This is a genomic window from Kordiimonas pumila, assembly GCF_015240255.1.
In the GTDB taxonomy this organism is placed as follows: Bacteria; Pseudomonadota; Alphaproteobacteria; order Sphingomonadales; family Kordiimonadaceae; genus Kordiimonas; species Kordiimonas pumila.
In genome coordinates, this window is sequence record NZ_CP061205.1 from 1,985,194 (window position 1) to 2,006,592 (window position 21,399).

Here is a 21,399-nt window from a genome sequence, read left to right on the forward strand (position 1 = left end):
ACTAACCCCGGCCAACTTTACTGGCCGGGGTCTTCTCTGAACCTAGCGTCTGTAGCGATAGATGTTTGCTTAAATACCGTGATTCGCACTTGAAATGGCTGTTGACCTGTAGCACTTTCGTCATTTTAGCCATTTGAGAGTGGACAATTTCCCCTTATTTTCTGCCGTTTTTGAGTTTTTATGATTATTTTTTCATAAAAGACTTGCTAGTATTGCTTTGGTGTTATACATAACTAATACACCAGATCAATAGAACGCTAAAGCAAAGGTTTGGTGTCGGGCACATAAAATATAAATACAGACCCGGGTTACGACAGCAATAATAACAGAGCCCAAAAGGCCATTTAAACGGGGGAGCTGGAAAACCAGCCCCCCATATAAAAACAAAACAAACGACAGTGTTAAAAAGACGGGCCTGGCCCAAGTCACAAATAGCGAGGATAAGAAAATGACTGCATCTGTTTATCAAACTACAAAAAGAGCCATTCGGCGTAGCCGTCGTGCTGCACGGACAACATGCACCAAAGCTTTTGATGCAAGCAAAAATGTTTTGCATGAGGTAAAAGCACCTACTGCAATTGCCGTTTAGTAATCAGCCTGTGAGAAGGAGATACCATGACGCCGGACTGGAATGATGACCAGCCTATATACAGGCAACTGAAAGATAAGGTTGTCACTGCAATACTGGATGGCAGTCTTGGTGAAGGGGATGCGCTCCCCTCTGTCAGAAGTGTTGCTGTGGATATGCAGATTAACCCTATCACTGCATCAAAAGCCTATCAGGAGCTTGTAATGGATGGCCTTGTAGAAAAACGCCGCGGCCTTGGCATGTTTGTTGTTGAAGGTGCTCGTAATAAACTTACTGAAGCGGAACGGGCCAGATTTCTGGATGAGGAATGGCCGCGGGTACTAGAAACAATTCGCCGGTTAGGGCTTGATGCCCAAACCCTGCTGAACAACAGCTTATCGCACTAGGAGCCAAGACAATGACAGAGATAAATGCAGAAACTGTTGTCGAAGCGCGTGGGTTGACAAAAAAATACGGTACGCAGTATGCCCTAAGAAATGTTGATATATCCATGCCGCTTGGCCGGATTGTTGGGGTGATAGGCTCGAACGGGGCAGGGAAAACAACTTTGCTGAACGCTATTCTTGGCCTTTCTAGTTATGAAGGTAGCCTGAAAGTTTTGGGACTAGACCCTTCAACCGGGCGCGATGCACTGATGCAGGATGTTTGCTTCATTGCAGATGTAGCAACACTACCAAAATGGATGAAAGTGCGCGAAGTACTTGAGTTTGTGAAAAATGTGCACCCCAAGTTCAATCATGCTAAAGCGCTTGATTATCTCGGACGCACCACCGTTCCGCTTGATAAAAAAGTTAAGGACCTTTCCAAAGGCATGACCGTGCAGTTGCATCTGGCAATTGTGATGTCGATTGATGCCAAGTTACTGGTGCTTGATGAGCCAACGCTGGGACTTGATGTTATTTTCCGCAAACAGTTTTATCGCAGCCTGCTTGAGGAATATTTCGATGATGATCGAACCATTATTATCACTACGCATCAGGTTGAAGAGATTGAACATATCCTTACCGATGTCATTTTCATAAAGAACGGAGAACTTGTTCTTTATGAAAATATGGACGATCTGACACAAAAGTATGTGGAAGTGATGGTGGAAAAAGGCAAAGAAGCTGAAGCAGAGGCCCTGAAACCGATAACAAAGGGTGTTAGTTTCGGTAAAACGACCTGCATATATAAAAACATAGACCGTGAAATATTGGCAAAATTAGGCGAAACCCGCCGGTTAGGCCTTGCTGATATATTCGTGGCAACCATGACAGGAGAAGGGCAATGAGATCTGTTCCTGCACTGATTAAACGCGAAATTCTAGAAAGCAAAAACAGCTTCGTTTTAACCCCGCTTATTCTGGCCGGTATTGCTATTACGCTTGTTAGTCTCACACTGCTTGGTTTTGGTAACATGCAGTTTATTGACGGCATGCAGGAAAACGGTGTTCAAACCTTTAGCGACCTTATTGTGCAAATGCAAAAGCACCGCCCTGATGACTGGCGCGAGGCAATGATGGTTGGCTACTGGGTTGTTACTATGCCTGTGTGGGCTGTTATGCCCTTTGTGATTTTCTTTGGGCTTTTAGGTAGCCTGTATGAAGAACGCCGTGACCGGTCTATTCTGTTCTGGAAATCAATGCCTGTTCCTGATTGGCAGGAAGTACTTGTAAAGCTTGCTGTGCCGCTTTTGGTCGTGCCGCTTATCTTTCTGATGATCGCTATATTAGCACAGATTATTATTGCTACTTTATTCACAGTGGTTCTTGCGGTGCAAGGCGGTGATATTGGTGCGGTTTGGCCTTTTGGTTTGATGTTGAAGGTATGGTTCTCTTCAGTTGGTGCAAACTTGCTGTTCGCTCTTTGGGGCTTGCCGCTCACTGCATGGGTGTTGTTTGTGTCATCCTTCGCTGCACGGATGCCTTTTATGTGGGCAGTGCTCCCACCCGCCTTGATTGTTATTGTTGAAGGTATGTTTTCCAACACAGCTATGTTTGGCAAATGGCTGGCTATTCATGCCGGTGCGTGGCTCGGTGAAACAATTGACCAATATGCCGGCCATCAGATGATCAATGGGCCAAGGGAAGTTCTTATCAAACTCACTGGTGGGCCATTCTTCGAAATGTTGGCACAAAGCATGATCAATGTTCAGTTCTGGTTTGGGCTTATTATCGCAGCAGGGTTTGTTTACGGCGCTGTTTATATGCGTAAGCAAGCCTTATAGAATTCCCTCCCAAGGGAGTGCTGGGCCATTCTCCTGTGCCGGGAGGTGGCCCTTTTCTATTGTTAGGTTAGTAATGTTAAGCCTATAAATGTGGATACTGGCATTTATTTGAAAACCGATTGGGGACGTATGAAAATTGAGAACGTAAAAGAAATTATTGGCGATTTACCCTATATGAGTTTAGCGAATGCCAAGAAGGTCGAGAAAATATTTCATAAATATAAGTGTCGAAGCGTTTTGGAACTAGGCTTCTATCATGGTGTTTCCACTAATTATATGGCGGCCATTTTAGAAGAACTTGGTGGCGACAGAAAAGTCACTACTATTGATCTGGTTTCAGCAAAGCAACATTCGCCTAATATTGAAGAGCTTGCTTCGAAAACGGGCTTATCTGAGAGAATCGAAATATTTTACGAGGAACGTTCTTATTTATGGCGGCTGATGAAATTGATAGAAGAGGGGCGTAAATTTGACTTTTGCTATCTTGACGCTGGCCACATGTGGGATGATACGGCTCTAGCCTTTTTTCTTGTTGATAAACTTTTGAATGATGGCGGACTTATATTGTTTGATGATTTAAACTGGACCGCTGCAAAAGGAGGCTATTATCAAAATTGGCCCGAAATAGAGCGTAATACTCCAGCTGTTGAACGTGTATGGTCCTTATTGGTGATGCCACATCAAAATTATAAAGAAGTCTGGATTAAAAATAACTGGGCATTAGCCAGAAAAAAGAAAAAAGTCCCTTTCTTACCTTTAAGATATTGATTTCTGCTTTAGTTGTTGGCGAGATTAAGCTCATCTGTAGCCATTTCTAAGGTATCAAACAGAAACCCGGGGCTCACCGCACAGCTAACGAGAGACCAGTCACGATTTGACCGTACGCGTTGCCAAGCATGTGCAGGCACCAGTATTTGTGGGTGTTCACCAGCCAATATGTTATTGCCGAGGATGTTTGTTGCCATAGCGTTGCCAGCTTCTTGAATTTCAAGCGTCATGGGGCTACCGGCATGCCATAGCCATAGTTCATCTGAATCAATCCTGTGCCAGCGAGCAAAGTCAGTACCTTCAAGTAAATAATAAATCGCGGTCATTTGGCCGCGCCCGTTAGGTTCGGTGGATGTTTTATGGGTGCGCCTGAAATAGCCGCCTTCAGGGTGAGGGGCGAGGTTCAGGGCTTTAATAATATCTGCTGCGCTCATGTATGTTCAACCATTGTCTTGTGGGTCTGTTCAGTTAGGCATCATAAAGGGCGCTAAACTAAGGGTTAAATGTAAGCTGGCAATCTTTCTTTCTATATAGCGGTAATAAATACAAAATAAAATACTCAGGATAATAGGGGATATAAGGCGCATGAAAAACCACTTCCGCTTTTTATAGAAAACTGTCTGCACCAGTACAGTGGCTGTACTGGTAACGGCATCATCAGTGTTTACCATGGATAAGGTAGCAGCCAGTATCGGCGATTTTTTCACAAAATACTTTGAAGAGTCGATAATGGAATCATCAGAAACACTAACATACACCCGTTATATGGAAACCATGGGCAAACAGTTTGATCAGTATCTTGTTCGAATTAAAGCACAGAATGCTAAAGGCATTATTTTGCCCAAGCCTTTAATGGAGAAGGTTATTGAGATTGGTCAAAAATATACAGCTGGGCCAGCGACGGAAGACCTGCTGTACAGGATGTTTGCTGAAAAATTAGAGGCGGTGGAGAGCCTTTTCGTGGCTGAAAAAAAAAACGGCATTTCTGGAAGCGGCAAAAGAGGGCTCTTGTAGGAAGACCCCTATAGTGACGTAGGACGGCTTAAAGCCGAGCTATTCCAGGCTGTAAGACTGGTTGTATATACGGGCATGCACTACAAGCACTGGACCCGTGAGCAGGCTATTGATTATATGTATAAAAATACGGGCCAGGCTATGTCTGACGTGGTCTCGGAAATTGAGCGTTACATGGTGTGGCCGGGACAAGCACTTACCTACAAGGTTGGTATGCTTAAAATTTTGGAATTGTGCGAAAAAGCAAAAACAGCACTTGGGGACAAGTTCAACATTGGTGCTTTCCATGATGTTGTACTAACAAATGGTGCGTTGCCACTTTCCATCCTTGATGAAATGGTGAGTGAGTATATCGGGGAAGCAAGTAACTAGTATATATCAGGGCAGATATTTTGTACCTGCCGCTATTTTCGTGGTGATTGTGTATAGTGTAAAAAGGCTAGGTATTTTATCTGGTCTTTTTTATGATGTAATAACCCGCTTTTTTACCATGCGAATAAGGAACCACGAAAGGAATAGCATGATAGGAACCGAGAGGCCGGTCAGTATCTCTGGTGTGAAAGGCAGCCCAAAGGCTTTCGCACCTTTCAATGCATAGTTAACAAGACCGATGCCATAATAACTAACTGCAAAAATAGAAAGGCCTTCTACGGCTTGTTGCAGGCGTATTTGCCGAGAACCTTGTGTTTCAAGAGACTTTAAGATTTTATGGCTTTGGCGTTTTTGTGCCATATCCACCATTGTATTCAACAGGTTTGCCGCGCGTGAAATGCGCGCAGTCAGGTCATTAGCTCTATGGCCAGCGGCTTCACACGTGCGCATGGCGGGGCTGAATGATTTGCTTAGAAACTGTGTCATACGAGGGTGATCGTTCAGTGCTTCTTCCTTAATTTCTATAAGGCGTCTGCTGATAATATCTTCATAGGCTTTTGCTGCTGCAAAGCGATAAGCAGTTGAGGAGGCTAAGTGTTCGGCCTTTGCTGCAATTGTGGTAATTTCGATCAGGAGTTGCTCCTGTTCTTCTTCACTGGGGTTTGAAGCGATGGTTGCAATGATTTTATCAAGTGCAGGTTCCAGTTTGTCTAGTGTTTCCATAGTTTTTCTAGCAATTGGAAGCGCGGCCATTGCCAGAATTCGGTATGTTTCAATATCTAATAAACGGTGTACCAGACGAGAAAGGCGACTATCTGGCAGATTTAACGCACAAATAAGCACTCTGATAAAACCATCCTTATCAGGAAGGAAAGGTGACCATATGGCAGCTGAATGGCCCGCAGCCCAGCCACCATAAAGCTTTTTGGTGCTAAAAATATTGCAAGCAGCGGCATAGCCATTGTCATCGGCAAGCAGAGCCGCAGGCAAAACTTCAATGCGTATGCCAATTTTCATTTCAGAAAGCAGGGTGCTGCGTGCCTTTTCGTCCAGATAACTTAAGGGAGTATCGCTAAAAGCACTGTCTTGGCTGGCTGGCATGGCAAAGGTATAGCAGGTAACCTCAGTGTGCTTTTCCCACTTCACCCGGTATGTGCCCATGTCGGTTATGTGGTGACGCGTGGAAGGAGCTAGCTCTTTTACCTGACTGCCAATATAACCGGCCTCAACTTCTTCCAAAGTTCCATCTGGGCATTTGGCCGTTACAACATGTGTACACCGCATGCTAGGGTCGATTTGCATTTCAGGCCGGGCATGCCATTCAGCATTTAGTGCTGCTTGGATTATATCTGCTTTCGGGCCGGGCATTTTTGAAATCTCCTATAAGGTTGAGCGGACTATAGAGAAGTTGATTTCAAGCAAGCAACTGCCTTCGGCGGGGTGTGATATTTTTCCCGCAGAAGTGTGGTATCTTGTCCACAGTAGGGCGTTGAAATCTTTCTGGCTTTACGTTTTGCTCAGTTCATAAAGGGCGATAGCGGCCGCTGCTGAAACATTCAGGCTTTCCACAGCGTCTGTCATGGGGATACAGGCAATCGCATCGCAGTTTTTGCGCACAAGGGGCCGTAATCCGGTGCCTTCTGATCCCATAACAATTACAATATTGTCACCCATATTCAGTGCGCGAATTGAGGTTTTTGTGTTGCCATCTAACCCCACATGCCAGTAGCCAAGATCTTTTAGTTCATCCAGCGCTTGCGAAAGATTTGTTGCCTGTGCCCAGTGCACTGTTTCAATGGCGCCAGCGGTGGCGCGGGCGAGGGCCCCTGTCTCCGAGGGGCTATTTCTATCCTGTGTAATAACTGCGCGGGCGCCAAAGGCGACAGCAGAACGGATACAGGCGCCAACATTCTGTGGGTCTGTAACCTGATCGAGCATAAGAATAATATTCTTTTGCCCATCAACTGGGGCAAGCGTGTCAAGGGGGATGCCGGGTAGGGGGCGCACTTCAAGAATGATACCCTGGTGTGGTGCACCGGGCGGTACGCATGTATCAAGCGCAGACGGCTCAGTAGGTGTTGTGTAAATTTTTTGCCTGTTTGTGGGTAAACTAATCTCAGCTAAGGCCTTACTGGTGCCAATAAGCTGCACACATTCGCGGCGTGGGTTTTGAAGGGCCGCATAAACCGAATTTCTGCCAAACAAAAAATACCCATCTGGTGAACGAAGGCGAATCTGTGGGGCAGAATCGCGCGGGCCTTTACTATAGTGTTTTTTTTCAGAAGCAGGTTTGCCGGTAAAGGCCTTTGAAGCAGATCGATCGTCAGCTTTTCTGCCGTGCGTTCTGGTATTGTTGTTTTTTCGTGCGTTCATGGAACTATCCTTACGATAACCGATCTGGAAAGGCATCCTTTATAGCTGTTTGCGTCGCTAAGCAAAAAAAATCCTTTCAGAGAAGAAGTTGGTGTTGACATGGGTAAAGATATGGGCATATTGCGGCCTCACTGTAACGCACTGACTATAGGTATGTTGCAGACTAAAACGGAGGGGTGGCCGAGTGGTTAAAGGCACCAGACTGTAAATCTGGCCGTGTATGCGTACACAGGTTCGAATCCTGTCCCCTCCACCACTACCTTCCCTGCAGGCAGCTGCATGGAGGGCTTGTTGTGTTCGAGAGGAGCCGCTTGGCCCTGTACTTATTTATGTGCGGGTGTAGCTCAATGGTAGAGCAGAAGCCTTCCAAGCTTACGACGAGGGTTCGATTCCCTTCACCCGCTCCAAATTAGGTCTCTCTCGGGCGACTATATTGAATGTGGCAGTCCATGCGGGGTTGTTGCTGGGTATAAATGTTTCGCCCGTCAGGTTTTGACCGGGGCGTGTTGCTTGTAAGGATGAGCGAGCATGGCAAAAGAGAAGTTTGAGCGTAATAAGCCGCACTGTAACGTAGGCACGATTGGTCACGTTGACCATGGCAAGACAACGTTGACAGCGGCGATTACAAAGGTTCTTGCTGATGAAGGTTTCAGCAAGGCCGTATCATTTGATAACATTGACAAGGCCCCTGAGGAGCGTGAGCGCGGTATCACGATTTCTACGGCGCACGTTGAGTATGAGACGAAGAACCGTCACTATGCGCACGTTGATTGCCCAGGTCACGCTGACTATGTGAAGAACATGATTACGGGTGCAGCGCAGATGGATGGCGGCATATTGGTTGTGAATGCGGCTGATGGCCCGATGCCCCAAACGCGTGAGCACATTCTGCTTGCACGCCAAGTAGGTGTTCCAGCGCTTGTTGTGTTCATGAACAAAGTTGACCAGGTTGACGACGAAGAGCTTCTTGAGCTTGTTGAGATGGAGATTCGCGAGCTTCTGTCAGCGTATGATTTCCCAGGCGACGACATTCCGGTGATTGCAGGTTCAGCGCTTGCGGCGCTTGAAGGCCGCGATGACGAGATCGGCAAGAATAAGATTCTTGAGCTGATGCAGGCTGTTGATGACTATATTCCAATGCCAGAGCGTGCTGTTGACGGTGCTTTCCTGATGCCAGTTGAGGATGTGTTCTCGATTTCTGGTCGTGGTACAGTTGCGACAGGCCGTGTTGAGCGTGGTATTGTTAAAGTTGGTGAAGAGATCGAGATTGTCGGTATCAACGCCACGAAGAAAACAACGGTTACAGGTGTAGAGATGTTCCGCAAGCTTCTTGACCAAGGTCAGGCTGGCGACAACATTGGTGCCCTTCTCCGGGGTGTTGCACGTGACGATATCGAGCGTGGTCAGGTTCTGGCACACACTGGTTCGATTACGCCGCACACGAAGTTCACAGCAGAAACCTATATTCTGACAAAAGATGAGGGTGGCCGTCACACGCCGTTTTTCGCGAACTATCGTCCACAGTTCTATTTCCGTACGACAGACGTAACAGGCACGGTTGAGCTGCCTGAGGGTACAGAGATGGTAATGCCTGGTGATAACGTAAACCTGACAGTTCAGCTGATTGCACCGATTGCAATGGATGAAGGTCTGCGCTTTGCGATCCGTGAAGGTGGCCGTACCGTAGGTGCTGGCGTCGTTGCGAAAATCATCGAATAAGTAACTGATTCTTAAAAAGGGCTGGTGTTATCGGCCCTTTTTTATGTCTGGTTATGGGTTTGTTAGCCAGATGTGACCATGCCATTTCAGAAATGGTAAAAAAAGTACTTGCAAGGGCGCGCTGTGAAGGTTACACCGCACCCCTTGTGGTGACAGGCTTGATCGGTTTAGGGGCGTAGCTCAGTTGGTAGAGCACCGGTCTCCAAAACCGGGTGTCGGGAGTTCGAGTCTCTCCGCCCCTGCCAGCTGATCATGCTGGGCCCCGTGATGGGGTGTTGTTAAGGTATTGTTATGCATGCGATATTTTTCGTGTGTATGTAATGTGTAAAAGGACGGGCAATGGCAAAGACCACCCCAGGTGAATTTATTCGTCAGGTCCGGCGTGAAGGTGCCAAGGTAACGTGGCCTACGCCGAAAGAGGCGGGAATCACCTCTGTCATGGTATTTATCATGGTAGTTATTATGGCGGTGTTTTTCCTTGGCGTCGATTTTATGTTGAATGCAGGTATTCAGTGGATACTGGGTCTCGGAGAATAATGTGAGCAAATCACGCTGGTATATTATCCATGCCTATTCGGGCTTTGAAGGCAAGGTTGCCGCTGCTATAAGAGAGCAGTCTGTGCTTCAGGGTCTTGATGCGCTCGTGGATGAGGTAATTGTTCCTACGGAAGAGGTCATCGAGATTCGTAAGGGCAAGAAGGTAACTGCGGAGAAGAAATTTTTCCCCGGCTATGTGCTTATTAAAATGATACTGACCGATGATACGTATCACCTTGTTAATGGCCATGCTAAGGTTACAGGCTTTTTGGGACCGCAGGGTCGACCAAGCCCGATATCTGATGCAGAGGCTGCGCGCATCCTTAATCAGGTTGAAGAAGGTGTTGAGCGCCCACGTCCAACGATCGTTTACGAAGTTGGTGAAGATGTGCGGGTTATTGACGGACCGTTTGCGAGCTTTAATGGTGTTGTGGAAGATGTTGATGAAGATCGTTCACGTCTGAAGGTGTCTGTTTCTATCTTTGGCCGCGCCACGCCTGTTGAACTGGAATACACGCAGGTCGAAAAAGTTATATAGAGATTTGAGGGTAACACCTCGGATAAAGGCTGCGGGAGGTCTAGCCATGACCGTACCGCAAACCCTAGCAAAGGCTGAAGCCATTGCTGAATTTTGAAAGGGAATGAAATGGCAAAAAAAATTCAAGGTTACCTGAAGCTTCAGGTAAAGGCCGGTCAGGCTAATCCTTCTCCGCCAATTGGTCCGGCACTCGGCCAGCGCGGTGTTAATATTATGGAATTCTGTAAAGCGTTTAATGCTGAGACACAGAAATTAGAGCCGGGCATGCCTATCCCGACGATTATCACTGTGTATGCGGACAAATCTTTTACATTTGTTACTAAAACTCCTCCTGCTTCTTATTTCCTTAAGAAAGCGGCTGGTCTAAAATCTGGTGGCGCAACACCGGGTCGTGCGGTAGCGGCGACCATTACGCGTGATCAGGTTAAAGAAATTGCAGAAGCTAAAATGGTTGATTTGAGCGCGAACGACATTGAATCAGCTATGCTGATCATTGAAGGTTCTGCCCGCTCAATGGGCCTGCAGGTGGAGGGTTAATATAATGGTTAAAACTACAAAACGCCTGAAGAAAGCTTGGGAAGGCCTTGACCGCGAAAAGCTTTATACCGTTGCTGAAGCCGTGAACGAGCTTAAAGCACGTTCTGCTGTGAAGTTTGATGAGACAATTGAAGTTTCTATGAACCTTGGTGTTGATCCACGTCATGCTGATCAAATGGTTCGCGGCGTTGTTGCTCTGCCTCACGGTACGGGTAAAACAATGCGGGTTGCTGTATTTGCGCGCGGTGCAAAAGCAGACGAAGCAACAGCTGCTGGTGCTGATGTTGTTGGCGCAGAAGACCTGATGGAAGATATCCAAAAGGGTAACATGAACTTTGACCGTGTGATCGCAACCCCAGATATGATGGCGGTTGTGGGTCGTCTTGGTAAAGTTCTTGGCCCGAAAGGCCTGATGCCAAACCCTAAGCTTGGTACTGTTACGATGGATGTGAAAGCTGCGGTTGCTGCTATTAAAGCCGGTTCTGTTGAGTACCGCGTTGAAAAAGCAGGTATTATCCACGGCGGTGTTGGCAAGCTCAGCTTTGACGAAAGCAAATTGGTTGAGAATGTGAACTCTTTCATCGGTGCTGTTATTCGCTCAAAGCCGACAGGCGCGAAAGGCACGTATGTAAAGCGTATTGCTATGACATCAAGCATGGGCCCAGGCCTTAAAATTGATGTTTCATCAATCGATGCTTAATTAACAAGATTTGTGCTAATGGGTTTTCCTGTTAGCACATTCATTCAGGCGGTTGTTTTGCCTGAATGATAGTAACTGTCCGAGATTGCAGGTGCTGTGAAGTGTGTTTCTAGTGAGTGACCTTCGCAGTTTAAAAGAAATAGATGTCGCGAACTGTGGCCTGCATGAGATAGGGTAAGGAATTATTGTCTGTTAATGGCAATTCTCGCGGTTCCTACAGGATAGGGTGTAACCCGTTCTGCTCCCTGGACACGGTAGCGTATTACTTAACACCTTGGTGTGGGTAATACTGGGCTCAAATGACGAAAACCTGAATGTTGATGGTTTTCAAAGTCGGAGACGAGAAAAGTGGAAAGAGCCGAAAAGCAGGATCTGGTTGCATCCATGCATGATGTTTTTTCTGCAGCAGCATCTGTCGTAGTGGTTCACTATGATGGGTTAACTGTTGCCGAGATAACAGCACTGCGTGCAAACATGCGTGAAGTGGGTGCTACACTTAAAGTAACCAAGAACCGGCTGACTCGTCTTGCGCTTAAAGGTACTGAATACGAAGGCATTGCTGACCTGTTTACAGGACCAACAGCAATTGGTTATGCGGACGACGCAGTCGCAGCACCGAAAGCCCTTGCTGATTTTGCTAAGAAAAACGAAAAACTTCGTCTTCTTGGTGGCGGCATGGGGGCAACGGTTCTGGATACGGCTGGCGTTAAAGCTCTTGCTGATCTGCCATCGCTTGATGAACTTCGTGGTAAACTTGTGGGTCTCCTGCAAGCTCCTGCTACGAAACTCGCAGCGATTACGCAGGCTCCAGCAAGCCAACTTGCCCGTGTATTTAGTGCTTATAGCAATAAAGACGCAGCTTAATTTTAAGAGTAACGCAGGTGGTTGGAGATAGTTCTAGCCCCCTGAATTTTATGCAAATGACACGCGGTTCCCTGTAGTGGAGCCAATTTATTGGAGTGAATACCATGGCTGACCTCGATAAGCTTGTAGAAGAACTTTCTGGTCTTACTGTTCTGGAAGCTGCTGAGCTTTCAAAACTTCTCGAAGAAAAGTGGGGCGTATCTGCTGCTGCACCTGTAGCTGTTGCTGCTGCTGGCGGTGCTGCTGCTGCTGACGCTGCTGAAGAGAAAACTGACTTCGACGTTATTCTTACCGCTGCTGGCGACAAGAAAATTAACGTGATTAAAGAAGTTCGTGCCATCACTGGTCTTGGTCTTAAAGAAGCAAAAGATCTTGTTGAAGGCGCACCTAAGGCTGTTAAAGAAGCCGTTAACAAAGCTGAAGCTGAAGAAATCAAGAAGAAACTTGAAGAAGCTGGTGCTACGGTCGAACTCAAGTAATTGCTTGAGGCTTAAATCCTTAAGGTCGGATGCGTTTTTCGCTTCCGGCCTTTCGGCGTCCTGATGGTAAAGGACTATAAATATTATACCTTTGTATTGGGTTAAATTACATTTTATCCCAAAAATACTTGGATTTTCAGGAGTTTAGGGTAGATTGCTCCCCTGTACTCTGTTTTGACAGCCGAAATTTCCCCTTTTGCAAAGGAGAATTTAGGCATAATTAAAAGGACGAGGCGAAGCATGGCGACTTCATTCACCGGTCGTAAACGTGTGCGGAAAGACTTTGGACACATTTCTGAAGTAACCCAGATGCCAAATCTCATTGAGGTTCAGCGGCGGTCTTATGACAAGTTCTTTAGAGCTGGTTCAGACGAGGCGGAGCGCTTAAGCTCGGGTTTGGAAAGAGTTCTAAAGTCTGTATTTCCCATTCAGGATTTTGCGAGCACTGCATCACTTGAATATGTGAAATATGAGCTGGAAGCACCAAAGTTTGATGTTGAAGAGTGCCAGCAACGGGATATCACTTATGCAGCTCCCCTTCGTGTGACGCTGCGCTTGATCGTGTTTGAAGTTGATCCTGAAACTGAAGCCAAGTCTGTTCTCGATATTAAAGAGCAGGACGTCTATATGGGCGACCTGCCAATGATGACCGATAATGGTACATTTGTTGTGAACGGTACAGAGCGTGTGATTGTTTCACAGATGCACCGTTCTCCTGGCGTATTCTTCGATCATGACCGTGGTAAAACACACAGTTCTGGCAAGTTTCTTTTTGCCGCGCGGGTTATTCCTTACCGTGGATCATGGCTCGATTTTGAATTCGACGCGAAAGACGTTGTTAACGTTCGCATTGACCGTCGCCGTAAATTGCCTGCGACAACGATGCTTTATGCCCTTGGTATGAGCGACGAAGATATTCTGGCGTATTTTTACAAGATACAAAGCTATAGCCGCACCAAAGGTGGTTGGCGGATTCCTTTCAAAGCTGATGCTTGGCGTGGCCAAAAACCTGCGTTTGATCTGGTGAATGCTGATTCCGGTGAAGTGATTTGTGCTGCTGGTGAAAAACTGACGCCGCGCCTTGCTAAGAAACTGGAAAACGAAGGCGTTAAAGGTATTCTGGTTCCTGATGAAATGATCGTGGGCAAATATGTTGCGCAAGACATGATCAATGAAAAGACCGGCGCCATTTATGTTGAGGCAGGTGACGAGCTGACGGTTGAGGCTATTGAAGCCCTGACAGATGCTGGTTTCAAGCAAATTGAAGTGCTTGAAATTGATGACGTTACTGTTGGGCCGTATATTCGTAACACACTCAAAGCCGATAAGGTTGAATGTGCGGATGGTGCGCTTGCTGAGATTTATAAAGTAATGCGCCCGGGCGAGCCACCAACCAAAGAAACAGCCGAAACGCTGTTTTATGGCCTATTCTTTGATCCAGAACGCTATGATCTTTCGGACGTTGGTCGTGTGAAAATGAATATGCGCTTGGGTCTTGAGTGTGAAGACACTATTGGTACACTGCGCCGTGAAGATATTCTGTCAACACTGCGTACGCTGGTTGATCTTAAGGATGGCCGCGGTGAAATCGATGATATCGATCACCTTGGTAACCGCCGTGTACGGTCTGTTGGTGAGTTGATGGAAAACCAGTACCGGATCGGCCTGCTTCGTATGGAGCGTGCTATCCGCGAACGGATGTCATCAGTTGATATTGACACTGTTATGCCACATGACCTGATTAACGCGAAGCCTGTTGTGGCAAGTGTTCGTGAATTCTTTGGTTCAAGCCAGCTTTCACAGTTTATGGATCAGACGAACCCCTTGTCTGAAATTACCCATAAACGCCGTATGTCAGCGCTTGGGCCCGGCGGCTTGACGCGTGAGCGTGCGGGCTTTGAGGTTCGCGACGTACACCCAACGCACTATGGTCGTATTTGTCCGATTGAAACACCCGAGGGGCCAAACATTGGTCTTATCAACTCGCTCGCCACATATGCACAGGTTAACAAGTATGGCTTTATTGAAAGCCCATACCGTAAAGTTGTGGATGGCAAAGTAACAGACGAAATCCTTTACCTGACTGCTATGGAAGAAGGTAAGTTTAAGGTTGCACAGGCAACTGCTGGGCTTAATGCTGATGGCAGCTTCTCTGGCGAGCTTGTGTCTTGCAGGCAATCAGGTGAATACCTGATGTCTACGCCGAACACGATTGACCTTATGGATGTGTCACCAAAACAGCTGGTATCTGTTGCGGCTTCTCTTATTCCATTCCTTGAAAATGATGATGCGAACCGTGCCCTTATGGGATCGAACATGCAGCGTCAGGCTGTGCCACTTGTGCGTGCTGAAGCACCATTCGTTGGTACGGGTATGGAAAAAGTTGTGGCATCTGATAGTGGCGCTGCGATTGCTGCACGCCGTACTGGTGTTGTGGAGCAGGTGGATGCGACACGTATCGTTATTCGCGCAACAGATGAGGTTGAATCAGACCAGTCTGGCGTTGATATTTATACACTTGCAAAGTTCCAGCGTTCAAACCAGAACACATGTATTAACCAGCGCCCACTTGTGAAAGTGGGAGACGTGATCAATAAGGGTGATATCATCTGTGATGGTCCGTCAACGGAGCTTGGTGAACTTGCCCTTGGCCGGAATGCCCTTGTGGCGTTTATGCCTTGGAATGGGTACAACTTCGAGGATTCTATCCTTATCTCTGAGCGTATCGTGAAAGAAGATGTCTTCACTTCAATTCACATTGAAGAATTTGAAGTGATGGCGCGTGATACGAAGCTTGGGCCGGAGGAAATTACCCGTGATATTCCAAACGTGGGTGAAGAAGGTCTGAAAAGCCTTGATGAAGCCGGTATCGTTTATGTTGGCGCGGAAGTGCATCCTGGTGACATTCTCGTAGGTAAGATTACACCAAAAGGCGAAAGCCCGATGACACCGGAAGAAAAGCTTCTTCGTGCCATCTTTGGTGAAAAAGCATCTGATGTACGTGACACATCTATGCGCTTACCGCCCGGTGTTGCTGGTACTGTTGTTGAAGTTCGTGTGTTTAACCGTCACGGTGTTGACAAAGATGAGCGCGCTCTTACGATCGAACGTGAAGAGATCGAACGTCTGACAAAAGACCGTGAAGATGAACGTGCTATTCTCGAACGTAATATCTATGCACGCCTAAGCCCCTTGTTGATTGGCAGAACTGTTACTGCGGGCACCAAGGACATGAAAAAGGGTACGCTTGTTACGGAAGAGGGCCTCTCAGAGCTTCACCGTATTCACTGGTGGGATTTGGCAATCGACGATGATGCTGCTATGGGCAACATTGAAGGTCTGCGTAAGCAGTTTGACCAAAACCGTGCCCAGCTTCAGAGCCGTTTCGATGAAAAGATCGAAAAACTCCAGCGTGGTGATGAGTTGCTTCCTGGTGTTCTGAAAATGGTTAAGGTTTTTGTTGCCGTGAAGCGTAAGCTTCAGCCGGGTGATAAAATGGCCGGTCGTCATGGTAACAAAGGGGTTATCTCGCGTATTATGCCAATTGAAGACATGCCACACCTTGATGATGGTACAGCTGTCGACGTGGTTCTTAACCCACTTGGTGTACCTTCGCGGATGAACGTTGGTCAGATTCTTGAAACACACCTTGGCTGGGCCTCACGTGGCCTTGGTCGTCAGATCGATGCGATGCTTGATGCTTACAAACACGGCGCAGGCACCACAGATGATTTCCGTGGTAAATTCCGGGACATCTACGGTGATGAGCAGTTTGAAAGCGAGATTGCAGAGCTTGACGATGAGCAGATACTGGAACTTGCTGGCAACCTGACAAACGGTGTTCCTATGGGTACTCCTGTGTTTGATGGTGCTAAAGAGGCTGATATTGTAGTGATGCTTGAAAAAGCAGGGCTTAACAGCTCTGGTCAGGTTGACCTGTATGATGGCCGTACTGGTGAAAAGTTTGATCGTAAGGTAACTGTTGGTTACATTTACATGCTGAAACTTCACCACCTTGTGGATGATAAAATTCACGCGCGTTCGATTGGACCATACAGTCTTGTTACCCAGCAGCCGCTTGGTGGTAAGGCCCAGTTTGGTGGTCAGCGCTTTGGTGAGATGGAGGTGTGGGCACTGCAGGCATACGGCGCTGCCTATACGCTGCAGGAAATGCTGACAGTTAAGTCTGACGATGTTCAGGGCCGTACAAAGGTTTATGAAGCCATTGTTCGCGGTGATGATACATTTGATGCAGGTATACCGGAGTCCTTTAATGTTCTTGTGAAGGAAATGCGGTCACTGTGTCTTAATGTTGAACTGATTACTGGTACAGACTAGAGCATTAATGAGTTTGGCCGGAGAAAATGAAATCTTCGGCCAGTTTGCCATCTGCAATTCAGACGGTAAGCTTTGATTTTGGAAGGCGAACAGGGCCCCTTTATTACAGAAGAGCCCTACAGCAACTAAGAGAAGCCGGACATGAACCAAGAAGTGATGAAGTACTTCAACCCGAACCAGAAACCTGAAACTTTTGACCAGATTCAGATTTCTATAGCCTCACCAGAGCGTATTCGTTCGTGGTCTTTTGGCGAGATTAAGAAGCCAGAGACTATTAACTATCGTACGTTTAAGCCTGAGAAAGACGGTCTGTTCTGCGCCCGTATTTTTGGCCCTGTAAAAGACTATGAATGTCTTTGTGGCAAATACAAACGCATGAAATATCGCGGCATTATCTGTGAAAAATGCGGTGTTGAAGTAACACTGTCTAAAGTTCGCCGGGAACGCATGGGTCATATTGACCTAGCAGCTCCTGTAGCGCACATCTGGTTTTTGAAATCACTCCCAAGCCGTATTGGCCTTTTGCTCGACATGATGCTGAAGGACCTAGAGCGGGTTCTGTATTTTGAATACTATGTTGTTATTGAGCCTGGCCTTACGCCGCTCAAACAGTTCCAGCTTTTGTCAGAGGACGATTATTATCGTGCTCAGGACGAATATGGTGAAGATAGCTTTACGGCGGGTATCGGTGCTGAAGCAATTCGCAAACTTCTTGAATCTATTGATCTGGAAGGCGAGCGCGAGAAGCTTCTGAAAGAATTGGCTGAAACCAAATCTGAACTGAAACCAAAGAAAATCATTAAGCGCCTTAAAGTTGTTGAAAGCTTTATTGAATCAGGCAACCGTCCTGAGTGGATGATTTTGACTGTAGTACCGGTTATTCCGCCAGAACTGCGTCCGCTTGTTCCACTTGATGGCGGTCGTTTTGCGACATCAGATCTTAACGACCTGTACCGCCGTGTGATCAACCGGAACAATCGTTTGAAACGCCTTATTGAACTGCGCGCGCCTGACATTATCATCCGGAACGAAAAACGGATGTTGCAGGAAGCTGTTGATGCACTGTTTGATAACGGTCGTCGTGGCCGCACTATAACGGGAGCTAATAAGCGCCCGCTGAAGTCACTTTCAGACATGCTGAAAGGTAAGCAGGGTCGTTTCCGTCAGAACCTTCTTGGTAAACGGGTTGACTATTCTGGCCGTTCCGTGATCGTGGTTGGTCCTGAATTGAAACTGCACCAGTGTGGCCTGCCGAAGAAAATGGCGCTTGAGCTATTCAAGCCGTTTATCTATTCGCGCCTTGACCGCAAAGGTATTGCGACAACAATTAAAGCTGCGAAAAAACTGGTTGAAAAAGAACGCCGTGAAGTTTGGGATATCCTTGATGAGGTTATTCGTGAACACCCGGTAATGTTGAACCGTGCACCGACATTGCACCGTCTTGGCATTCAGGCGTTTGAACCAGTTCTGATTGAAGGTAAAGCTATTCAGTTGCACCCGCTTGTTTGTGCGGCCTTTAACGCTGACTTTGATGGTGACCAGATGGCGGTTCACGTACCGCTCTCCATTGAGGCACAGCTTGAAGCACGTGTGTTGATGATGTCTACAAACAACATTCTGTCTCCTGCAAACGGTAAGCCTATCATTGTGCCGTCACAGGATATCGTACTGGGTCTTTATTATATGACCAGCATGCGTCAGGGTGATGTGGGTGAAGGCAAGTCATTTGCTGACTTTGATGAAATTCAATTCGCACTCGATAGCAAAACTATTACACTTAATACCAAAATTATTGCTCGAGTTGAAACAGTTGATAACGATGGTAATCCGAAGTTCATTCGGGCGGAAACTACACCAGGCCGTATGCTGCTTGCGCGTCACTTGCCGAAACACCCGAAGGTACCTTTCAGCCTCATTAACCGTCAATTGACGAAGAAAGAGGTTACTGAGGTTATTGACGTTGTTTATCGTCACTGTGGACAGAAACAAACTGTACTCTTTGCTGATGGTATTATGGGCGAGGGCTTTAAACGTGCATGTACTGCGGGTATTTCCTTCGGTAAAGACGACATGATCATCCCTGATGCCAAGATCAAATTGGTTGAAGATACAAAAACGATCGTGAAAGAGTTTGAAGAGCAGTATCAGGACGGCCTGATCACACAAGGCGAGAAGTACAACAAGGTTGTTGATGCTTGGGCGCAGTGTGGTGATAAAGTTGCCGAAGCAATGATGAAAGAAATGGAGCGTACAACGATTGATGACACAGGTCGTCAAAGCGATATGAACTCTGTTTACATGATGGCACACTCAGGTGCACGGGGTTCCGCTGCACAGATGAAGCAGCTTGCTGGTATGCGCGGCTTGATGGCAAAACCTTCTGGCGAGATTATTGAAACACCAATTATCTCTAACTTTAAAGAAGGCCTATCAGTTCTTGAGTATTTCAACTCATCTCACGGTGCGCGTAAGGGTCTTGCTGATACAGCCCTCAAGACTGCGAACTCAGGGTACCTGACACGTCGTTTGGTTGACGTATCGCAGGACTGTGTGATTGTTGAAGAAGACTGCGGTACTCATAACGGTATTACGGTAACAGAAGTGTCTGAGGGCGGCGACGTTCTTGTACCTCTTGCCGAGCGTATCCTTGGCCGCTGCCTTTCTAATGATATTAAACACCCTGTGACAGGTAAGCTTCTTTTTGAAGCAGGCGAGCTTCTTGACGAGGTTAAGTCTGACGCTGTTGAAACAGCGGGTCTTGGCGAAGTGAAAATCCGGTCAGTGCTGACATGTGAAACCAAAGGCGGTACGTGCGGCAAATGTTATGGCCGTGATCTTGCGCGTGGTACACCTGTCAATATGGGGGAGGCTGTTGGTGTTATTGCAGCTCAGTCTATCGGTGAGCCAGGTACACAGCTTACAATGCGTACATTCCATATTGGTGGTGCTGCAACGGTGAACGCTGAGTCTGCGATTGAATCATCAGCTGATGGTACTGTGCGTATTGATAACCGTAATGTTATCGAAGACAGCAAGGGCCGCAAGATTGTTATGAGTCGGAACATGGAAGTTGTCATTGTTGATGACGAAGGCCGTGACCGCGCGAAACACCGTCTTGCATATGGCTCGCACCTGTTCAAGGACGAGGGTCATCAGGTTGTTAAAGGTGAAAAACTTGCGGAATGGGATCCTTATACCATTCCAATCATCACCGAGCAAACTGGTACGGTACGTCTGGTTGATCTTGTTGAAGGAACTTCAGTTAAAGAAGTTGTTGACGAGGGCACTGGTATTGCAACCAAGGTTGTGACTGATTGGCGCTCTGCTCCAAAAGGTGCTGATCTCCGTCCGCGTATTACACTGCGTGATAAAGACGATCAGGTTGTTGAGCTGGCAAACGGTACAGAGGCACGCTACTTCCTGTCTGTTGATGCCATCCTGTCTGTTGAAGATGGCCGTCATGTTCAGGCTGGTGATGTTATTGCCCGTATTCCTCGGGAAGCTGCTAAGACCAAGGATATTACTGGTGGTCTGCCTCGTGTGGCCGAGCTGTTTGAAGCACGTCGTCCGAAAGACTGTGCGGTTATTGCTGATATCGACGGTATTGTTGAGTTTGGCCGTGACTACAAAAACAAACGTCGGATTACAATTCGTCCTCGCGACGAATCTGAAGGCGAGCCAGTTGAATATCTGGTGCAAAAAGGCAAGCACATTACCATTCAGGAAGGCGACTTCATCCAGAAGGGTGAGTATCTGATTGATGGCAACCCAGCACCTCACGATATTTTGCAGGTTATGGGCGTTGAAGCTCTTGCTAACTATCTGGTTAAAGAAGTGCAGGATGTTTACCGTCTGCAAGGTGTGAAGATTAACGATAAACACATTGAAGTTATTGTTCGTCAAATGTTGCAGAAGGTTGAAATTACATCTTCTGGTGATAGCACCTATCTGCCGGGTGAGCAGGTTGAGCGTGAAGAGTTTGAAATCTATAATACCAAGCTCGAAAAAGAAGGTCGTCTACCAGCTAAAGGCTTCCCAATTCTATTGGGTATCACAAAAGCCAGCTTGCAGACACGTAGCTTTATCTCTGCTGCATCCTTCCAGGAAACGACACGCGTTCTGACAGAAGCTTCTGTTGCTGGTAAGAAAGACAAACTTGTTGGCCTGAAAGAGAACGTGATTGTTGGTCGCCTTATTCCTGCAGGTACGGGTGCGGTTGTGAACCGTCTGCGCCATGAAGCTCTGAAACGCGATCAGATTGCAACAGAAGAGCAAGCAAAGGCTAATGATCCTATGGCAAGCGCTGAGGCAGAGTTTGCTGCCGCAACGGCTGATGCCTCAGGTGCTGAAGCTTAAATTACCGACC

18 protein-coding genes, 3 tRNA genes and 1 pseudogene are annotated in these 21,399 nt (G+C 47.0%); 19 read left to right on the forward strand and 3 right to left on the reverse strand.

The genetic code is table 11. The features are described 5' to 3' along the window. The first annotated feature begins 448 nt into the window (after window positions 1–448). The 5 genes from ICL80_RS08460 to ICL80_RS08480 all read left to right on the forward strand — a co-directional run bounded on the left by ICL80_RS08460 (window position 449) and on the right by ICL80_RS08480 (window position 3,562). On the forward strand, window positions 449–589 hold the full coding sequence (locus tag ICL80_RS08460) for a hypothetical protein (RefSeq protein WP_194215659.1): 141 nt from the start codon (window positions 449–451) through the stop codon (window positions 587–589). Between the two features lie 26 nt (window positions 590–615). Further along, window positions 616–975 carry a GntR family transcriptional regulator gene (locus tag ICL80_RS08465; protein ID WP_194215660.1) on the forward strand — a complete coding sequence of 120 codons (360 nt, stop codon included), beginning with the start codon at window positions 616–618 and terminating at the stop codon, window positions 973–975. Between the two features lie 11 nt (window positions 976–986). After that, entirely contained in the window at window positions 987–1,859 is an 873-nt protein-coding gene (locus tag ICL80_RS08470; RefSeq protein ID WP_194215661.1) for an ABC transporter ATP-binding protein, read from the forward strand. Further along, entirely contained in the window at window positions 1,856–2,794 is a 939-nt protein-coding gene (locus ICL80_RS08475) for a hypothetical protein (RefSeq protein WP_194215662.1), read from the forward strand. The genes ICL80_RS08470 and ICL80_RS08475 overlap by 4 nt, the downstream gene beginning before the upstream one ends. Before the next feature lie 129 nt (window positions 2,795–2,923). Continuing rightward, window positions 2,924–3,562, forward strand: coding sequence for a class I SAM-dependent methyltransferase (locus ICL80_RS08480; protein ID WP_194215663.1), 639 nt, complete (start codon window positions 2,924–2,926; stop codon window positions 3,560–3,562). Between the two features lie 8 nt (window positions 3,563–3,570). Here the strand turns inward: ICL80_RS08480 and ICL80_RS08485 are convergent, their stop codons facing one another. Beyond that, window positions 3,571–3,996, reverse strand: coding sequence for a cupin domain-containing protein (locus tag ICL80_RS08485; protein ID WP_194215664.1), 426 nt, complete (start codon window positions 3,994–3,996; stop codon window positions 3,571–3,573). Between the two features lie 226 nt (window positions 3,997–4,222). Here ICL80_RS08485 and ICL80_RS08490 point away from each other — a divergent pair, with 226 nt between their 5' ends. Both ICL80_RS08490 and ICL80_RS08495 read left to right on the forward strand, forming a co-directional pair. Then, window positions 4,223–4,576, forward strand: coding sequence for a hypothetical protein (locus ICL80_RS08490; protein WP_228073867.1), 354 nt, complete (start codon window positions 4,223–4,225; stop codon window positions 4,574–4,576). Further along, window positions 4,577–4,948: pseudogene (locus tag ICL80_RS08495) on the forward strand (DUF885 family protein); the annotation flags it as partial. It lies immediately after the preceding gene. Between the two features lie 90 nt (window positions 4,949–5,038). On the opposite strand, the gene ICL80_RS08500 reads toward ICL80_RS08495, so the two are convergent. After that, entirely contained in the window at window positions 5,039–6,316 is a 1,278-nt protein-coding gene (locus tag ICL80_RS08500) for a DUF3422 domain-containing protein (protein ID WP_194215666.1), read from the reverse strand. A 138-nt stretch (window positions 6,317–6,454) separates the two neighbouring features. After that, on the reverse strand, window positions 6,455–7,321 hold the full coding sequence (gene rlmB / locus ICL80_RS08505; RefSeq protein ID WP_194215667.1) for a 23S rRNA (guanosine(2251)-2'-O)-methyltransferase RlmB: 867 nt from the start codon (window positions 7,319–7,321) through the stop codon (window positions 6,455–6,457). Between the two features lie 170 nt (window positions 7,322–7,491). Between rlmB and ICL80_RS08510 the strand changes: the two genes are divergently transcribed. The 12 genes from ICL80_RS08510 to rpoC all read left to right on the forward strand — a co-directional run bounded on the left by ICL80_RS08510 (window position 7,492) and on the right by rpoC (window position 21,389). Then, window positions 7,492–7,577: transfer RNA gene (locus ICL80_RS08510), tRNA-Tyr, on the forward strand. Window positions 7,578–7,654: 77 nt separating this feature from the next. After that, window positions 7,655–7,728: transfer RNA gene (locus ICL80_RS08515), tRNA-Gly, on the forward strand. A gap of 121 nt (window positions 7,729–7,849) precedes the next feature. Continuing rightward, window positions 7,850–9,040, forward strand: coding sequence for an elongation factor Tu (tuf, locus tag ICL80_RS08520; protein ID WP_194215668.1), 1,191 nt, complete (start codon window positions 7,850–7,852; stop codon window positions 9,038–9,040). 169 nt (window positions 9,041–9,209) lie between these two features. Then, a tRNA-Trp gene (locus ICL80_RS08525) sits at window positions 9,210–9,285 on the forward strand. A 94-nt stretch (window positions 9,286–9,379) separates the two neighbouring features. Next, on the forward strand, window positions 9,380–9,577 hold the full coding sequence (gene secE / locus ICL80_RS08530; protein ID WP_194215669.1) for a preprotein translocase subunit SecE: 198 nt from the start codon (window positions 9,380–9,382) through the stop codon (window positions 9,575–9,577). A gap of 1 nt (window position 9,578) precedes the next feature. Next, window positions 9,579–10,115: a transcription termination/antitermination protein NusG gene (nusG, locus tag ICL80_RS08535; protein ID WP_228073868.1), complete on the forward strand. Its 537-nt coding sequence runs from the start codon at window positions 9,579–9,581 to the stop codon at window positions 10,113–10,115. 108 nt (window positions 10,116–10,223) lie between these two features. Then, the gene (gene rplK, locus ICL80_RS08540) at window positions 10,224–10,652 is read left to right on the forward strand and encodes a 50S ribosomal protein L11 (protein WP_194215671.1); all 429 of its coding nucleotides are present in this window, start codon (window positions 10,224–10,226) and stop codon (window positions 10,650–10,652) included. 4 nt (window positions 10,653–10,656) lie between these two features. Continuing rightward, window positions 10,657–11,352: a 50S ribosomal protein L1 gene (gene rplA, locus ICL80_RS08545; protein WP_194215672.1), complete on the forward strand. Its 696-nt coding sequence runs from the start codon at window positions 10,657–10,659 to the stop codon at window positions 11,350–11,352. Between the two features lie 348 nt (window positions 11,353–11,700). After that, window positions 11,701–12,216 carry a 50S ribosomal protein L10 gene (rplJ, locus tag ICL80_RS08550; protein ID WP_194215673.1) on the forward strand — a complete coding sequence of 172 codons (516 nt, stop codon included), beginning with the start codon at window positions 11,701–11,703 and terminating at the stop codon, window positions 12,214–12,216. Between the two features lie 104 nt (window positions 12,217–12,320). Further along, window positions 12,321–12,695, forward strand: coding sequence for a 50S ribosomal protein L7/L12 (rplL, locus tag ICL80_RS08555; RefSeq protein WP_194215674.1), 375 nt, complete (start codon window positions 12,321–12,323; stop codon window positions 12,693–12,695). A gap of 240 nt (window positions 12,696–12,935) precedes the next feature. After that, the gene (rpoB, locus tag ICL80_RS08560) at window positions 12,936–17,033 is read left to right on the forward strand and encodes a DNA-directed RNA polymerase subunit beta (RefSeq protein WP_194215675.1); all 4,098 of its coding nucleotides are present in this window, start codon (window positions 12,936–12,938) and stop codon (window positions 17,031–17,033) included. 141 nt (window positions 17,034–17,174) lie between these two features. Next, on the forward strand, window positions 17,175–21,389 hold the full coding sequence (gene rpoC, locus ICL80_RS08565) for a DNA-directed RNA polymerase subunit beta' (protein WP_194215676.1): 4,215 nt from the start codon (window positions 17,175–17,177) through the stop codon (window positions 21,387–21,389). The last annotated feature ends 10 nt before the right edge of the window (window positions 21,390–21,399 follow it).

What these genes read in the sequence shown, in the direction of transcription:
- ICL80_RS08460 (WP_194215659.1), top strand. Translation starts at nt 449, where the DNA reads ATGACTGCATCTGTTTATCAAACTACAAAAAGAGCCATTCGGCGTAGC.
- ICL80_RS08465 (WP_194215660.1), top strand. Translation starts at nt 616, where the DNA reads ATGACGCCGGACTGGAATGATGACCAGCCTATATACAGGCAACTGAAA.
- ICL80_RS08470 (WP_194215661.1), top strand. Translation starts at nt 987, where the DNA reads ATGACAGAGATAAATGCAGAAACTGTTGTCGAAGCGCGTGGGTTGACA.
- ICL80_RS08475 (WP_194215662.1), top strand. Translation starts at nt 1,856, where the DNA reads ATGAGATCTGTTCCTGCACTGATTAAACGCGAAATTCTAGAAAGCAAA.
- ICL80_RS08480 (WP_194215663.1), top strand. Translation starts at nt 2,924, where the DNA reads ATGAAAATTGAGAACGTAAAAGAAATTATTGGCGATTTACCCTATATG.
- ICL80_RS08485 (WP_194215664.1), bottom strand. Translation starts at nt 3,996, where the DNA reads ATGAGCGCAGCAGATATTATTAAAGCCCTGAACCTCGCCCCTCACCCT.
- ICL80_RS08500 (WP_194215666.1), bottom strand. Translation starts at nt 6,316, where the DNA reads ATGCCCGGCCCGAAAGCAGATATAATCCAAGCAGCACTAAATGCTGAA.
- rlmB (WP_194215667.1), bottom strand. Translation starts at nt 7,321, where the DNA reads ATGAACGCACGAAAAAACAACAATACCAGAACGCACGGCAGAAAAGCT.
- tuf (WP_194215668.1), top strand. Translation starts at nt 7,850, where the DNA reads ATGGCAAAAGAGAAGTTTGAGCGTAATAAGCCGCACTGTAACGTAGGC.
- secE (WP_194215669.1), top strand. Translation starts at nt 9,380, where the DNA reads ATGGCAAAGACCACCCCAGGTGAATTTATTCGTCAGGTCCGGCGTGAA.
- rplK (WP_194215671.1), top strand. Translation starts at nt 10,224, where the DNA reads ATGGCAAAAAAAATTCAAGGTTACCTGAAGCTTCAGGTAAAGGCCGGT.
- rplA (WP_194215672.1), top strand. Translation starts at nt 10,657, where the DNA reads ATGGTTAAAACTACAAAACGCCTGAAGAAAGCTTGGGAAGGCCTTGAC.
- rplL (WP_194215674.1), top strand. Translation starts at nt 12,321, where the DNA reads ATGGCTGACCTCGATAAGCTTGTAGAAGAACTTTCTGGTCTTACTGTT.
- rpoB (WP_194215675.1), top strand. Translation starts at nt 12,936, where the DNA reads ATGGCGACTTCATTCACCGGTCGTAAACGTGTGCGGAAAGACTTTGGA.
- rpoC (WP_194215676.1), top strand. Translation starts at nt 17,175, where the DNA reads ATGAACCAAGAAGTGATGAAGTACTTCAACCCGAACCAGAAACCTGAA.